12 protein-coding genes are annotated in these 14,526 nt (G+C 67.7%); 4 read left to right on the forward strand and 8 right to left on the reverse strand.

Annotated elements, in window-relative coordinates; all coding sequences use genetic code 11:
* Positions 1 to 39: 39 nt before the first annotated feature.
* On the reverse strand, positions 40 to 477 hold the full coding sequence (locus AB0I29_RS09825; RefSeq protein WP_357480981.1) for a DUF6098 family protein: 438 nt from the start codon (positions 475 to 477) through the stop codon (positions 40 to 42).
* A 319-nt stretch (positions 478 to 796) separates the two neighbouring features.
* On the opposite strand from AB0I29_RS09825, the gene AB0I29_RS09830 reads away from it, so the two are divergent.
* Positions 797 to 1,054 (forward strand): acyl carrier protein, encoded by a 258-nt coding sequence (locus AB0I29_RS09830; protein ID WP_357480984.1) that lies wholly within the window; start codon positions 797 to 799, stop codon positions 1,052 to 1,054.
* A 408-nt stretch (positions 1,055 to 1,462) separates the two neighbouring features.
* On the opposite strand, the gene AB0I29_RS09835 is transcribed toward AB0I29_RS09830, so the two are convergent.
* A complete protein-coding gene (locus tag AB0I29_RS09835) occupies positions 1,463 to 2,140 on the reverse strand; it encodes a DUF6766 family protein (protein WP_357480987.1) in 678 nt (225 codons plus the stop codon).
* A 275-nt stretch (positions 2,141 to 2,415) separates the two neighbouring features.
* Between AB0I29_RS09835 and AB0I29_RS09840 the strand changes: the two genes are divergently transcribed.
* Complete coding sequence (locus tag AB0I29_RS09840) at positions 2,416 to 2,601, forward strand: hypothetical protein (protein ID WP_357480990.1); 186 nt, start codon at positions 2,416 to 2,418, stop codon at positions 2,599 to 2,601.
* Positions 2,602 to 2,637: 36 nt separating this feature from the next.
* Here AB0I29_RS09840 and AB0I29_RS09845 read toward each other — a convergent pair whose 3' ends face one another.
* The 3 genes from AB0I29_RS09845 to AB0I29_RS09855 all read right to left on the reverse strand — a co-directional run bounded on the left by AB0I29_RS09845 (position 2,638) and on the right by AB0I29_RS09855 (position 3,677).
* On the reverse strand, positions 2,638 to 2,991 hold the full coding sequence (locus AB0I29_RS09845; protein ID WP_357480993.1) for a hypothetical protein: 354 nt from the start codon (positions 2,989 to 2,991) through the stop codon (positions 2,638 to 2,640).
* Positions 2,992 to 3,165: 174 nt separating this feature from the next.
* Entirely contained in the window at positions 3,166 to 3,363 is a 198-nt protein-coding gene (locus AB0I29_RS09850; protein WP_357481483.1) for a hypothetical protein, read from the reverse strand.
* Complete coding sequence (locus AB0I29_RS09855; RefSeq protein WP_357480996.1) at positions 3,327 to 3,677, reverse strand: transposase; 351 nt, start codon at positions 3,675 to 3,677, stop codon at positions 3,327 to 3,329. The genes AB0I29_RS09850 and AB0I29_RS09855 overlap by 37 nt, the downstream gene beginning before the upstream one ends.
* A 61-nt stretch (positions 3,678 to 3,738) precedes the next feature.
* Between AB0I29_RS09855 and AB0I29_RS09860 the strand changes: the two genes are divergently transcribed.
* On the forward strand, positions 3,739 to 5,022 hold the full coding sequence (locus AB0I29_RS09860; protein WP_357480999.1) for a prolyl oligopeptidase family serine peptidase: 1,284 nt from the start codon (positions 3,739 to 3,741) through the stop codon (positions 5,020 to 5,022).
* A gap of 893 nt (positions 5,023 to 5,915) precedes the next feature.
* On the opposite strand, the gene AB0I29_RS09865 is transcribed toward AB0I29_RS09860, so the two are convergent.
* The 3 genes from AB0I29_RS09865 to AB0I29_RS09875 form a co-directional block, all read right to left on the reverse strand.
* Positions 5,916 to 6,182, reverse strand: coding sequence for a hypothetical protein (locus tag AB0I29_RS09865; RefSeq protein WP_357481003.1), 267 nt, complete (start codon positions 6,180 to 6,182; stop codon positions 5,916 to 5,918).
* A 534-nt stretch (positions 6,183 to 6,716) separates the two neighbouring features.
* Entirely contained in the window at positions 6,717 to 7,808 is a 1,092-nt protein-coding gene (locus tag AB0I29_RS09870) for a M15 family metallopeptidase (protein ID WP_357481006.1), read from the reverse strand.
* A 379-nt stretch (positions 7,809 to 8,187) separates the two neighbouring features.
* The gene (locus tag AB0I29_RS09875; RefSeq protein ID WP_357481010.1) at positions 8,188 to 12,222 is read right to left on the reverse strand and encodes a hypothetical protein; all 4,035 of its coding nucleotides are present in this window, start codon (positions 12,220 to 12,222) and stop codon (positions 8,188 to 8,190) included.
* A 272-nt stretch (positions 12,223 to 12,494) separates the two neighbouring features.
* On the opposite strand from AB0I29_RS09875, the gene AB0I29_RS09880 reads away from it, so the two are divergent.
* The gene (locus AB0I29_RS09880; RefSeq protein WP_357481013.1) at positions 12,495 to 14,141 is read left to right on the forward strand and encodes a LuxR C-terminal-related transcriptional regulator; all 1,647 of its coding nucleotides are present in this window, start codon (positions 12,495 to 12,497) and stop codon (positions 14,139 to 14,141) included.
* The last annotated feature ends 385 nt before the right edge of the window (positions 14,142 to 14,526 follow it).

The raw sequence follows: 14,526 nt of genomic DNA on the forward strand, positions 1-14,526 counted from the left end.
AGAGCCTCTCTCGCATTCACGTGCTGCAGCGAGCGCGCGTCAGGTGCCGTCGGCCCCCGGGTCGAATACCTCCTGGTAGAGCGCCTTCGCTTCGTCGACGACGGCCGGAGTGAGGAACGCCAGCGGCGTGATCTCGACCAGCAGTGGCTCGCAGTCCGGGCCGCGGGCCGAGACCTCGCCGGTCAGCAGCCACGGGAACCGGTCGCGCACCATGAGGTGGGCGTATTGCCTGAGCTGGCGCGCGACCCAGTGCTCGACGGGCCGAGTCCACCACTGCTCGGGCGTCATTGGGTTGACGCTGAGGCCCGGCATCAGGCATCCGCTCTCGTGGTCCCGGCTGACCGTCGCGCGGTCGGTCTCCGGGCCCTCGCTGAACCGCACGTACACAGGCGCCAGTATCTGTGCCAGCTCGGCGACCTCGGCCAGCGAATCCAACCGGGGTAGGCCCGGCTGCAGCTCCGGCCGGGTACTGGTCACGTCCGGGCCGCCGGTCGTGCGAGCGACTCGGGCACCGGCGGGCCAAGCGGTGGAGGACCGCACAGGTCCCGCCGTGCACGTACCCTCATCCTGACCGTCCTGTCGTCGAACTGCCCTCCCCCAGCCTCACCCCCAGCGCCGCCACCCGCATCAGCACGCGTGTGTCACCGGTAGGACCGGCGCGACCGCACTGGACGGCCGGGGAGTTGCGAGCCGGAACGGGCCTGCAATCGTGGAAGAAGGTCCAGAGTCGGGCCGCTCATCTCCGTCGGCTGACGCGTGACGCCTGTCGGCGGAGCCGCCACCTGGAGGATGCATCATGGCAACCGGAGAAACGGGATTCGATGATGTCACGTTCGACCTCATCTCCGTGCAGTACCACTCGCTCAAGGCCGGCCATGACTACGGCCAGTACGTACGCGACGCTCGTAACGCGGGTGCTGACGAGATCGCGGCGTTCTTCGAGCAGGTGATGGCCGTGGACTCGGAACGGGCCCAGAAGTGCCATCATTTCCTGGCTAAGCTCACGGCCGAGGGGACGTCCTCGACGTCGCCGCAAGGCGCAGGCGGGGGCTAAGAACGTCGGGGTCGCGCACCGGGTCCTGTACGAGCGCGGAAGCCCCGCACCCCGAGCGGGTGCGGAGTCTTGGTGCGGATGGCCCCGACTTGGGTCATCCGATAGGGGAGGCTCAGGCCGTGGACTCCGTGTTGACGACCTCCCCACGTCCTGCCACAGGCCGCGCTCCGAGGAACGAAGTCTGGACATCACCGCTTGATGTCGCCCGGATACCGACTGTTGTCGTGCTCGTGCCCCGTCGTCAGCGTTGGTGTCGTAGGTGAGCCACACCGCCCCGGAGTCGGTGGCGATCATGTCAGTCAAGCTCCACAAGGATCCGGGCGTTCTGTCGTCGCAGTAGTGGATGCCGCCGAGGATCGTCGGCGTGACCTGGGTCGCGAGCCGATCGGGTTCGTCGTGCTCAGGCGGTCATTCCGATTCGACGCTGGTGACGGCGTGGGGTGTCCCGACCGGCTTGGACTCGCTCGAACCACGCTGGCGCAGAAAGATCGCGAAAGTCACCATCGCGGCCACGGCAAGGAACTCAGACTGCCAGTTCTGCAAGGTCCGGTTCCAGAAGTCCGGTGATGCCACGTAATGCATCCACGTTTCGACGGGCAGACCGTGCTCGGTGTTCTCTTGGTTCGCCACCACGTGCCCCGCCAGGGACTGAGCAAGCCACGACAGCACGAACACCGCGCCCATCACCAGCAGCAGGGAGTTGGAGTAGGCCCACAGCCGGATGCCGCGAGCCCGCGCCCATGCCGGGGAGTCGGCACGTGCCTGTTGCCCGACGAGTTGTTCCGCGTCCGAACCTCGGCCCTCGTCGCCGGGCTGCTTGGACTCCGGCGACCCGCGCTGGACAAGCCAGACTGTGGCCAGGATGAACATGAAGAACTGCAGGAACTCCGACTGCCAGTTCTCGGCGACGTCCACGACGAAGTTCGACGAGCTCACGAATTCCAGGTAGGGCATAGGCGCGCGCCCGTGTTGCACCAGTTCCTCGTTGGCCTGTGCGTGACCGACGAACGACTGGCCTACCAAGGTGAGCAGGAACAAGGTGATGAAGGCAAGGCTCAGGCCGTTGTCCCGCAGCAACCGGCGCATGCTCAGCGACCCGCCAGGGGCGCGAGGATCATCAGGGTGAGCCCGATGATGACGATCGCCAGCAGCGTCCAGAACATCCCTGCCGGCGCCCTCGCCCCTCGACTGTCCCGACCGGTCGCCATCACTCCTCCTTCTCATCGGCCCCCCACCACATCATGTACCCGGCGCCGACGCGCCGCGTATCTGACGAGGGTGCCTCACCGGGGCTAGTGCGAGTCAACCGCGCGCGTCATAGCTTCGAGGACACCGATAGACCGCAGACCGAAGGAGACACGATGAGCCAGGACGCGCACGGCGACAAGAGGAGTGGCGACTCTGGACCGCAGGACAAAGTGATCTCGAAGGAGGAGGCGGACCGCCTGAAGCAGAACCCCGTGGACACCACGGAGGGCGCCATCCCGGGCGAGGAACCGAAGGACGATCCTGACCGAGAGGGCGAGGACCGGTTCGACGCCGGCTGAACAGGCAAGCGACGGCAGGTCGGACCAGGGCTTCGGTCAGGTGACCCGGCGGACTCTCGGCTGCGGTGCGTGCGCGACGCGCCGTGGACCGGGGGAGGATTCCGGGGCGACCTCGTCCAGCGCACGGTCGAGAGTGTCCTGGGTAAGGCCGTCGCTACCCGCCCGCGTCTGCAGGGTCGCTAGAACCTGGGTGGACGCCGTGCGCAGGGGAACACCGGCTCTGGCCGCGACGTCGCCCAGCACTTCTTCGGCGGCTTGCTCGTCAATGCCCTTTATCACGACGACGACGCTCTTGACCCGCTCGATGGCGACCTCGCCGATGATGACCGAACGGTGCTCAGCGCTTCCTCGGCCTGCCGACGTGGATCGGAAGGTAACGGATGATGACATGCGAGCCTCCAGATCTGGTGGATCTGGAGCCGCTTCATGACACCTGTTCCTCACCGTAAGGGCGTGACGCCCAAACGGGCAATACCCCCGCGGGGTCGGTGCGACCTAGCCTGATGCGTTGGCGCCCTCCGGACCAGTGCGCCAGGAAGGCGCGCGGCTTGTGGGGCATCCGGTTCACAGCGGCCGGCGGTCCAGTACGGGCCGCAGTGCAGGGAAGGGCACATGCGGTAGGACGTGGTACAAGTACGCGGTGGTGCAGACGTCGTCGTTCGAACAGGGCCGTGCCGCCGTGCCGATCTCCTGCAGGGTCACGCGCAGGTCCTCGGCGAAGTGGATCAGGTCTGGCAGGTGCTGTTCCTGGACTTCTTCCACTGAGACGGGATCAGCGACATGCCACACGCCCCGTGTGTCCCGCCCGGGGCGTGTGGTGTTCGCGCCGTGCTAGTGAGCACGGCTGACCGTGGCGTCCACGGACACGGTCCAGTCGGATTTCCGTCGTCGTCCGCGTTAGCCAACAACCGGGCCAGCACCTTGTCCCACATGCCGTCGTCGGTATACCGGCGGTGCCGATTCCAGACCGTCCTCCACGACCCGAAGTGGCCATGGGGCAGGTCCCGCCACTCCTTTCTGCGTGCCGGTGCTTTCAAGGACGATGACTTCGAATGCAGTCGATTGGAACCGGTCATCGCAGTAGGCTGCGATCAGCCCGAGCAGCGTCAGAACTTGCTTCACCGGAGGGCTGTGATCATGAACATCCCCGAGGGCGGCGAAGCACTGACGGTTGCGCGCCTTGACCGTCGCGGGACGACGTCCCACGAGACGTATACCGCGGGTTTCTATGAGAGCGGGTGGGACTTCACGACCCGTTCGATCCTGGGCAAGGCATCGCGTGGGGGTTCCGAACCGGGCGAGGTGCTCGCAACGATCTCGCGGGTGAAGCCCAAGGACCACCAGGCGTGGTTCGCGGCATGGACCGAGCTGGGCCGGCAGGTCGCATCGATCGCACAGTACTGCGCGGACCACGGGCACCGTGTCAGCTCGGCTCGCGCCTTCCTGCGCGCCGCCAACTACCTGGCCGTGGCAGTGAACGCGATCGACGGGCTCGACGGCGACACGAGCGAGCTCCTTCCCACGTTTCGGGCCCACCGGGCCGCCTGGCAGGGCTTCGTCTCTCAGACCCACTGGCCGGCCGAACCTGTGAGCATCCCCTCCGCCGGCACGAGCATGCCGGGGTGGTTCTTTCGGCCTGACGAGACCGGCGAGCGGCGGCCGACCCTGGTGATGAACAACGGCAGCGACGGGTCCGTCAGCGGCCTGTGGTGTCAGGGAGCGGAGGGCGCGCTGGAGCGCGGCTACAACGTCCTCCTGTTCGACGGACCGGGACAGCAGTCGATGCTGTTCGAACGGGGCGTTCCGTTCCGCCCCGACTGGGAGAACGTCCTGACCCCTGTGGTCGACTTTCTCGGCGAGCGCGGCGAGGTCGATGACGGAAAGCTGGCCGTCTACGGGATCAGCCAGGGCGGCTACTGGGTTCCGCGGGCGCTGGCGTTCGAGCACCGTTTCGCCGCAGCCATCGCCGACGGCGGAGTGGTCGACGTCAGCCGGTCGTGGTTCGCCAACATCCCCCATACCGTGCTCAACGACTACCGTAAGGGGGACAAGGAGAAGTTCGACCGCAACATGGCTTTCGCCATGAAGCTCCCCGGCGCCAGGACAACGCGCCAGACATGGACGTTCCGTGCCCGCCCGTACGGGGCCTACGGCTACTCCGCGGTGCTCGACGCAGTCTCCGACTACGTGATCACACCCGAGATCGGCGCCGCGATCTCGACACCGCTCCTGATCACCGACCCCGACGGCGATCAGTTCTTTCCCCAATCAGCCGAGCTGAACGCGATCGTCCCCGGCTCGACTCTCCTGCGTTTCAAGCAGCGCGAGGGAGCCAGTTACCACAATCAGCCCCTCGCCCGTGAACTTACCGAGCAGCGCGTGCTGGACTGGCTGGACGAGACGCTCGCCCACGACGGCTGACCCACCCTCCGGGATCGCTGTCAGGTCGCCTTCCGCGCGTCTCCTGTTGTTCGCGGCGGTGCACTTGCGTGGCCGTGAGGTGGTGTCGCTCTCCCCGGCTTTGGTGGTGCGTGGGCACGGCAACTTTATCGGCGTTAGCCCCGCTGCGTCATGTCCGACGGCGTTGGAGCAGCAGGCACCGACCGCTACGGGCGGAAACGCTGTCGCCGCTGTGGTGCCGCCACAGCCAGGTCGCCACCCAACTCAGCACCAGCGAGCCGACCGTCAGTCCCGCGAACCAGACCAGGTTTACCACCTATCGGATCTGACGGCGGGACTGCTGCACGGATAGGTGACGTTGATGATGTGAGGGTCCGCGCCGTCCGGGCGTGTGGCTCTATCGGTGACTGGCGGCTGATGGCCTGTCTTTGTACTGATCCGTCCACGCTCGGGCGGCGTCGGGTATGGTCCGACGCATGTCGGCCAGAGCCGAGCATGACTTCATACGAGCCTGGTCAGCCCCGTCAACGTCTTGTCTGCTCGACCCTGGCCGACGTGCCCCGGCTATCGAAGGGCACAAGGCCATCATGACAACATCCATCACCAGCGTCATCAGGACGCCCGTCGTGTTCGCAGGCGTCGACACCCATTCCGAGACACATCACGTGGCCGTCGTCTCGGCCATGGGGGACGAAACTCGGAGACATGCCGGTGCCGCCAACGCCGGCTGGCCACCAGAAGCTGCTGACCTTCGTGCGTTCTTTCGGCCACGTGGAACTCATCGGTGTGGAGGGCACCGGCTCCTACGGTGCTGGCCTCGCCCGGCATCTGAGCGCCGAGGGAGTCGCATTCCGAGAGGTCATCCGCCCCCGCCGTGCACAACGCCGCAGGGGCAAGTCCGATCCGATCGACGCCTACGCTGCCTTCGGCGTGGACGAGCGGACTGGGTACCTGGGCGCGTCCTCGGGCAGGGGCGCCAGATGCTCCATCGGGATCATGGGGTTGGTGAAGAACGACCCCGAGTTCCAGCGTTGTGGTCTGGCTCCGCACCGCACGGCGGGTTGGTCGATCAGCATGCCCTTGCCGCCGCGCAGCCCCAGCGCCGTCTCCCGGACGTCCTTCATCGGGGCGCGGTCTCCCACCCCGATTCCGAGCCGGAACTGGAACTGGAAGTTCGGCACTGCTGTGAACCATGCGCGCGACCCAGGTTGGACACTGCCCGCAACGCCGGGGAACAGTGCCGGACGACGGTGGTGCTCATCGTTCTGCGGCGCCTTTAGCGGCGAGACCTAAGCCTCTGACCAAGCCAGAAAGCGGGCCGGCAGGCGGGGAGGTACTGGTTGAGGGTGCCGGTTCTGAAGGCGTGGGTGACGGTGAGGCCGATGGCTCCTGGCTCGACTGCGGCGGTGCCGGTGCCGGTGACGGTGACGGTGACGGTGACGGTGACGGTGACGGTGACGGTGACGGTGACATCGTGGGCTCCGGGCTTGGGGTCGACGGCGACGGGCTCGGCGAGGGGGCGGGGCTGGTCGGTGGCCGCGTCGGCTTGGGCTTGTCCGGCGTCGGCGTGGGCTTGGGGCTGGGCTTGGTTGGCGGCTGCGAAGGTTGGCCGACAGGCTTGTCCGCTGGCTTCTTGCCAGGCTTGCTGGCCTTACCGGCCGCGGGCCGGTCCTTCGGCCGACTGTCGGACGCCTCGTGACGCGCGCCCGTTGCCTTCATGTCTCCAGCCTTGCCCCCGGCCTCCTTGTAGTCGGCCGTGCCCGTGCCGGCCGACGGGCGGCCCCAGGAATTGACGTCGGTCCGGTCAATGGCCCGGTCGGGTACGGGTCCGGCGGCGAAAAACTCGAAGTGCCACGGTTCGGGCTGATACCGTCCGGTCGGGCCCAGGACGGGTTGTCCCACCCGTAGTGCGGGCCGTGCGCCCGCAACCACGTGTACTGCGGGGAGATGCCGCCGGAGATCGGGCCACCCAGGTCCACCGCGAGGCCCCACCCGTGGTTGGACGTGCCGGGGATCGCGGCCAGGTGCGGCTTGGCGTGGGCGACGGCGACCTGAGCCACGTAGGAGCGGTAGGAGTCGGTGATCGGGATCGGGTACCCGAACTCCCGCTCGAACGCTGCGCTGAGCGCGGTCAGGTGCTGCCTGGCGTCGCAGCGCAGCAGGTGTCCGGGTGCGAACGGGAGCGGGCACAGCACAGCGGCCGGGATCCGCCCGTTGGCGTACCCCAGCGTCGACCCACCCAATGCCTGGACGGCGTCCAGAAGACCCGCCCGCAACGGCGAACCCTGCCCCTGCTCGCGGGCGGGCTCGTCGAGCTCACCGCGTTCACGCGGCGTGAGGTCCTGGTGCGGGTCGGTGCGTTGCACGTCCACCTCACCGGTAGGCGTCAGCGCGTCCAGCAGGCCCGCCAACCGCACCGCCGCGACAACCACCTCCTCAAAGGTCACATACCCTGCGTGCGTGGGCGACTCGTCTGTCTCCGGCCCGGCATCGTACGTCTCAGGCTCCTCGACGTCCGGCTTTGCGACCGGTGCGGGCGTGTAGGAGACCTGGACGGCCGTGGCGACATTTGCGCGATCCGCACCACCGTGACCGCTCTCGTCGCGGTTCGTGCCGGCGTACCGCGACCCACGTGCGACCGGCGCGTCCTGGATCCGCAGACCCTCGCCACCGTCGGCGAGTGCCGCCTGCTGGGCCAGGTAGGTGGTGTACAGCATGCCCAGCTCCGCGGCCGCCTGCGCCACCACCGGGCTGAAGTCCGCACCCTGCTCCCGAGCCTGCCGCCCGGCCCGCTTCAGCACGGCCACGATCTGCTCCGGCCCCACCTCCGCCGGGACCCTCTCGGCCTGCCTGACCGGCACTCCCTCGGCCAACCCAGGCGCGGCCACAGGACCAGCGGCCACAGGACTACGGGAATTATCGGAAGCCAGCGGGACCGGAACGCTCGGCATCGCCGCGAGCAGCAGACTCCCTGCGGTCACGGCGGCAACGACGCCCGCCCATGCGGTGCGCACGATCCTGCGCGGGCTCAGGCCGGAGATCCTTGGTGCGGGGTGCTGTGCCAGGTCCTTCACGCTTCGCTCCCTCTGTCGGTGCGTTGCTGGGTGGTACGCGGTACGGGTGGTGCGGGTGGAAGCCCTGCCCGCGAGCTGGGTACCCGCGGGCAGGGCTTCCGGTGTCAGGGCGTCAGCCGATGGTCCGGCGGTGACGCGAGATGACCATCGCGGCGGCACCGAGCAGGATCAGCAGCACTGCTCCCCCGGTGATCCACCCAATGTCGGCGCCCGTCGCCGCGAGGGGCGGCGGGTCGCTCGGCGCGCCCGGGTCCACCGGGCCACCGGGCTCGGCCGGCGTGACGGGCTTGCCGGGCTCCTTCGGGGTGGCACACGCGTCCGCGCTGTCGGTCAGGTCGTTGTGACCGATGCCGGCAGTGTTCGCGAACCCGCCCGGCTTGCCGGATCCGGACGGCGGGCAGGTGAACGTGGACTCGTTGGCGGCGTCGCCGTCAACGGTGGCCTGGACCGTGACCCGGTACGTGTGGGTGGCTCCCGCACGCAGGTTCACGGCGGTGGCGACCACGTTCGCGTCGTCACCCTCGACCCCCTGACCGGTCCACGACTCCGCGGCGGTCACACCCTTGGGCGTCGCCGTCACCTCCGCGGACGTGACGTCGATACCCGCACCGAACCGCAGGCGGTCGGTGAGCGTGTACGTGCCGTCGGCGTCACCGCTGTTGGTGGCCCTGATCTCGTACGTGATCGTCCACGCCCCGTCCTTGCCGGCAACGGGGTCACCGAGCACGGACTTGGTGATGTCGATCGACGGGATCGGCGCACACGCCTGATCGTCCTCGACCTGGCCGACCGGGTCGGACATCGCGGACGTGTTGTTGAACGCCGTGTCAGAGTCGTCACCGTCGGGGCCGCACGCGGTCGGGTCGTCCGCCGTGCCCGCACCGGGCACCTGGAGCGGCACGTCGGCGATCACGGTCAGCTCGTACCGGTGCGGCTCGTAGCCGCCGTCCTCGTTGCCCAGGAGCGGCACCGCGGAGGCGACGGTCAGGTTCTTCTGACCGTCCCAGGCCGGCTCAGCCAGGGTCACCCCGTCCGGCGAGGACGTCACCTTGGCCGAGACGATGGTCGCCGCCTCGGCGAAGTGCAGCTCGTCGTCCAGCGTGTACGACGTCGACATAGTCGACGTGTTGCTCACGTCGATCCCGTACACGATCTCCCACTGACCGTCACCGATCGGGGTGGCCGAGACCAGCTCCTTGCTGTGGGTGGGGTCTCCATCCACCTCCAGCCCTGCCGGGTCGCAGTTGATCGTCGGCGCTACGTCAGAGTCATCGGGGACGTCTGCGGCACCGCACGCCGTGTTCACCACGGTGTCCGGGCTGCCCTCCTCCAGGACGATCTCGAACTCGTGCGTCTCGCTGTCGCCGGGAGCCAGCTCGTCGACCGTGAACGAGCCGTCGGGAAACAGGTCGTCGGTGATCACGAGGTCGGTCAGGGTGCCCTGGCCGGAGTTCTCCACCACGATCCGGTACGGGACCGTGTCACCCAGCCGGTAGGTCGGATAATCCTCCACGGTGTTTGCGTCACGCCACGTGCCCTCGGCATCCTGCACGTACTTCTTCAGCGACGCCGAGTAGTAGTTGGCGACCTCGATCGGCGCCGACGTGCGCATCACAAGCTCGGTGTGGCCGTCGCGCGCCTGGGCACGGTTGACCAGCATGTCCCCGCCCTCGGCGCCGTCGGTCTCGATCTCGACGGTGAAGGCCTGGGTCGCGCCCGGGGCCAGCTCCGGCCCGATCACACGAACAGCGGTCGCCTCGGGGCTGTAGGTCGTGGTCCAGCCGACCGAGTTCCCCGCGATGTCGCCTGCGGCGCCGTTCGACTCGTCGCCTGGGTCGTCGCTGAGCGAGGCCGGGTCCGCTGTCGTGTAGTAGACCGTGGCACCCGCGACAGCGTCCACTCCGGTCAGCGAGTAGTCACCCGCAAAATCAGTCCCGCGGTCGTCACCGTTGAACGGCAGAATGTCGATCGTGTCCGTGAACGACTGCGGCAGCGGATCGAACGACCGCAGCGTCACCGTCCACGAGCCGGCACCCACGCCGTCACCGGCGAGGTTCGGGATGTACGGGGTGTCCGCGGACTTCCCGATCGTCGTGTAGCCGGACGACGACACAGTCACTTGTGCGGTGGCCGAGCGAGTCTGCCCGCCGTACGACGCCGACGCTGTATTGGTGAGAACAGCCCCCGGAGTCACGCTCGGGTCGGCGACCGCCTGGTAGGTCTGCACGTTCTGCGTGTTGGTGGCGACCCCATCGAAGCTCCAACTCAGCACCTGACGCCCCTCGCCGTCAGTCGTGATCGCCGGCTCGGGCGACGCAGAGCCCGGCACGTACGTCAGGCCAAGCGGCAGCGTGTCCACGAGCTCGTAGTTGTCAACGGTCGGCGGAACCTGCCCGGCACCATTCGCGGCGTAAGTCAGCGTGAACGTCGCCGGAACGCCTGGGGTCACGGCGCTGCGGTCGGCAGACTTCACGATCGCCGGCACGGCGTCGATGATGCGGAGCACGTCCCGGAAGCCCGTGGTGCACGGGTACCGCCAGCCGGGCGTGTTCGTGATGCACCCTGCGTAGTCCGGACCGGTCCACGAGTCTGGGACCGGAGCGTCGTGGATCCCGGAGAAGAAGGTCCACACCTCCGTGCCCGGCGGGGTCTCCGGCCGGATCCGGACGAAGGCGACCGGGGTGATGCTCGGGTCGTCGGCGTGCGCCTCGGCTTGTCCCTGCGTCATCACCACGCGCACGGCCCTGACGTCAGCGAGGTTCGCCGGCGGGGTGGTGCTCCATCCGTCGTCGGGCCCGCAGTCGAACGTGTTCGGGTCGTAGCTGCCGCTCGCCGGGTCCAGGTTCGGGCTAGTACCCGTGTAGTACTCGAAAGGCGCGCCGTCGACTCCACCCGGCGGAGTGCCCCAGACGAACGACTCGAGCGTCACATGACGCGTATCGAAAGGCGCGCACATGCCGACGAGACGCTCGTCGGCACGTTCGGACCAGCGCTGCCAGCCCGTGTCGAGGTATTGCCCCACGACGGTACCTGCCGAAACGCGGTAGGTGTCGTCCCACGTCGTACCGCCGCTTCCCGTGTACCCGCGGCCCCAACCAGAGGAGTACGTGCCGAGCGGCTGCCACGACTTGGTCTCGCTGTTGTTCGAGGGGTCGTCCTGCGCGGTCAGCCCGGTCACCGAGGTGTAGGTCGGCGCGTTGGAGGTAAGGGTCGCCGAGCCACCGGGTACGTTGAGAACGCGCACGTAGACCGAGCCGGAGGCCAGCGCCACCTCGGTGGGCAGCAGGTTGCCTGCCGAGTCGCGTGTGGGGACGTTGGTCGGGTCGTAGTCGATGCCGCTCAGCGTCATCTCGAACGTGGTCGGGCCGGTCTGCGTGACCGTGCAGCTGTCCACGAACGACGTCATCCGGTCCGCCGGGTGGTCACCGCCCGACCACGGGTGGCCGTCGGCCGCCACGCCCAGGTCGAACGCCGTACAGCCCTTCGGCGCGATCTGGATCGTGCCACCCTGTGGCGACGCGATGTCGAGCTCGTACGTGACCGTCTGCGGGCCCGCGTCGCTCGCCTTCGCCTTGCTCAGGGTCCACTCGTAGCTGACCTCGAAGTAGTCCGCGCCGCTGGAGACGTAGGCTGCGCCAGTGACCCACCGGATGTCCATCCCGAAGTCGTTGACGATGTCGATCGGACTCAGGTCGACTGTCTGCCCGGCAATCGTGCCCGATGCCGAGAGCTGGCTACCAGTCGGCCCGTCCGCCTCGATCGGCGTCTGGATCACCGCGGCGGTGCCCTGGTCCTTGGTGCCGAGGTTACAAGTGAGCGTCGCGCCGTCCTCGGAGATCGCCGAGACCGGGTCGACGCCGGCCGTGAGGCAGACGTCTGGCAGCTCGGCGAAGATCCCGTTCTCCAGCGTGACGCTGAAGGTCACGTTGTCCACCGGTTCGTTCGACGGCGCGGGGGCATCGTCGTTGACGTTCACGCGCCACACCCCAGTGACGACGTCGCCCGACGTCACGACGGTCGGCGTGTCGGTCTCCCACTCGCCGGTGATCTCGTAGACGGTGTCGGCGAACGCGGCAGGCGTTGCGACGAAGAGTCCTGCGCAGGCCGTCACGACGGCCACGGCGCCACCGATCAGGCGGGTCTGCAACTGGGGCCGGCCATCCCCGGCCCGCTGCGTTCGCAGGGACTGGCGGCCCCTTCTCTTACGGTCGGTTTGGTGACGTTCTGACGGACTGCGCATGGGCTTCCTTTCCTCCTCGCACGCGCCCCTCGCGTGCCCAATGCGCTTCCCATGAGACGGCGATCCAGCCGGCTCTAATCGATGAAACGGCAAAGATCATCAACTCTGTCATCAGTTTTGAGGCAAAATTCACCCGCACTGCTCGGGCGCCCATAACGTTGCAAAGGCATGATCCGAGAGTGCCTATTTCATCCGATGAACCGCACTCGCTCAGTGACGACTTGGTCCATTCAGGCCTGATTTCTGGTGATCTCGACCGGATCGAGGCTTTGTTTGACGCCCGTTGGTATGACCTAGCAAGCAGGTTCAGTCCCGAGGTGCTGCGGACGCTCGAGGAAATCCCCACCAAGGTGTTCGAAAGCCGCCCCCGGCTGTTGCACGCCGCCCTCCTCGCATACCTTCGCGCGGGCTACGCGGAGGGAGACCACCACCGGTTACGCCGGACTCTGCAGTTCTACGTTGTGGTCGGACAGCGCTACGGCATGCGCCTTGGCTCGTTCAGCCGGTCCGGCGACCTTCTCGCGGCTGGCGCTGCCGCCGTCATCTCCGGGCGCATGCGCGGCGACTACAGCGGGTCCGAGCGCATCGGTGCGTGGACCGACGCTCACGTCACGCTCGGCGCGGCGCAGCCCGTACCACCCTGGAAGCCCGCCGCGGCAGCGGCCCGTCCCGGTTGGCTCTCAGCCGAGCGTGGTCTGACAGCGATGCTCGGGGGGTCGCTCGACGAGGCGACGCGGCTGTTCACGCGCGCCCACGCCGAGGCGGGCCAACCACCATACGCTCACTACGCTGGGACGAGCGCAGCGGCAAACCTCGCGCTCCTCAGCGCATGGCGTGGTCATTTCGATCTGGCCCGTAACTGGCTGGAGGCATTCGAACGCTCGGGTTCCCTTCCCGGCTGGATCGAGCACCAGTGCGGCATAGGCGCAGCCACGGCCCGCGCGCTCATCGCGATCGACGAGGGCGATCCGGACACAGCGGCCTACATCCTTCGTCAGATCGGACCCGCGACGGAGAGCGTGGAGCTCTGGCCTTTCATTGCGTTCGCCAAAGCAAGCTATGAGGCGCACTTCGGTGACCCGCACCGGGGTCTTCGTGCCCTCGATGCCGCTCGCCAGAGGCACGCAGCTCTCAGCCCCGATCCGACGACCATGGCCGGAGAACTCATTCTGCGGGCTGAGGCAAAACTGCTCCTGCGCGTTGGGGCTGGAACGCGCGTGCTGCACCTCTCCGACCAGCACGCCGAGATCGGCTCACTGATCCTCTACGCCGCCTGGGCCCATCTACTGGCCGGAGACCATCACGAAGCGATGCGACTCGCCGCAGAAGCGAATCAGTGCGACGAACTACCCCTCAACGATCAGATGGGCCTCCGTCTCGTCGAGGCCACCACCCACCTGAGGACCGGGCATCTCGAGCGAGCCGGGGTCGCGTTCCTGTCGGCGATGCGCCTGCGCGCGAGCCGTGCGCACGTCTCACCGTTCTTGGCCCTGCACGACGTCGAGCTCGAGGAGCTCGCCCGGCTGGCACGCGTGGTCAATCCGCTCCACGGCGGGACCGTCACCGCACGGTACAACGCACCGCCATCGAATCCGCTGGTACACCTCACCCCTCGAGAGCACGAAGTGCTCCGGGCCTTGAGTACCGGCCAGACCGCAAAGAAAACGGCAGCACAATTCGGTGTCTCGGTCACTACGGTCCGCACGCAAATCCGGAGGATCTATCAGAAGCTGCGAGTCTCGCACCGCAAGGAAGCGCTGGCGAAAGCCGAGTCGCTCGGACTTCTTCGCGCGGCCAGGTTGGCTTCCCGCGACCGTGCCGGATAACGCAGGGAAGATGTCCGGTTGTCAGCGTTGTAGCGCTGGCCGCGAGCCTGCCTGGTCGGGCAGTCAAGGACCGCGGAGCAGAGACCCCAGCCCGGGACGATCGGGCTGGGAGTCTAGTCAGACCCCGAGAGTGGTTACCTCATCCAAGCCGGTACCTGGCCCACAGTTGCGCGCCTCGGAGAGGTGCGTCGTACCCGTGCTCGGACGTGAACTGCGTGGTCGAGGTTGGCTCACGCGCCGGACAGCATCGACAGCACGAACATCGCGCACATGACCTTGTCCATCACGGTGGCACCAGGAACACCTCGCTGGCGACCCGCCAGCGATAGATAGGGATGATGGAGGGCCGGCACACGAGCACCTTGTTGCGCCTGCCGACCTCGGA

Origin of the sequence: Promicromonospora sp. NPDC050262 (assembly GCF_040655935.1) — a bacterium.
GTDB lineage: Bacteria > Actinomycetota > Actinomycetes > Actinomycetales > Cellulomonadaceae > Promicromonospora.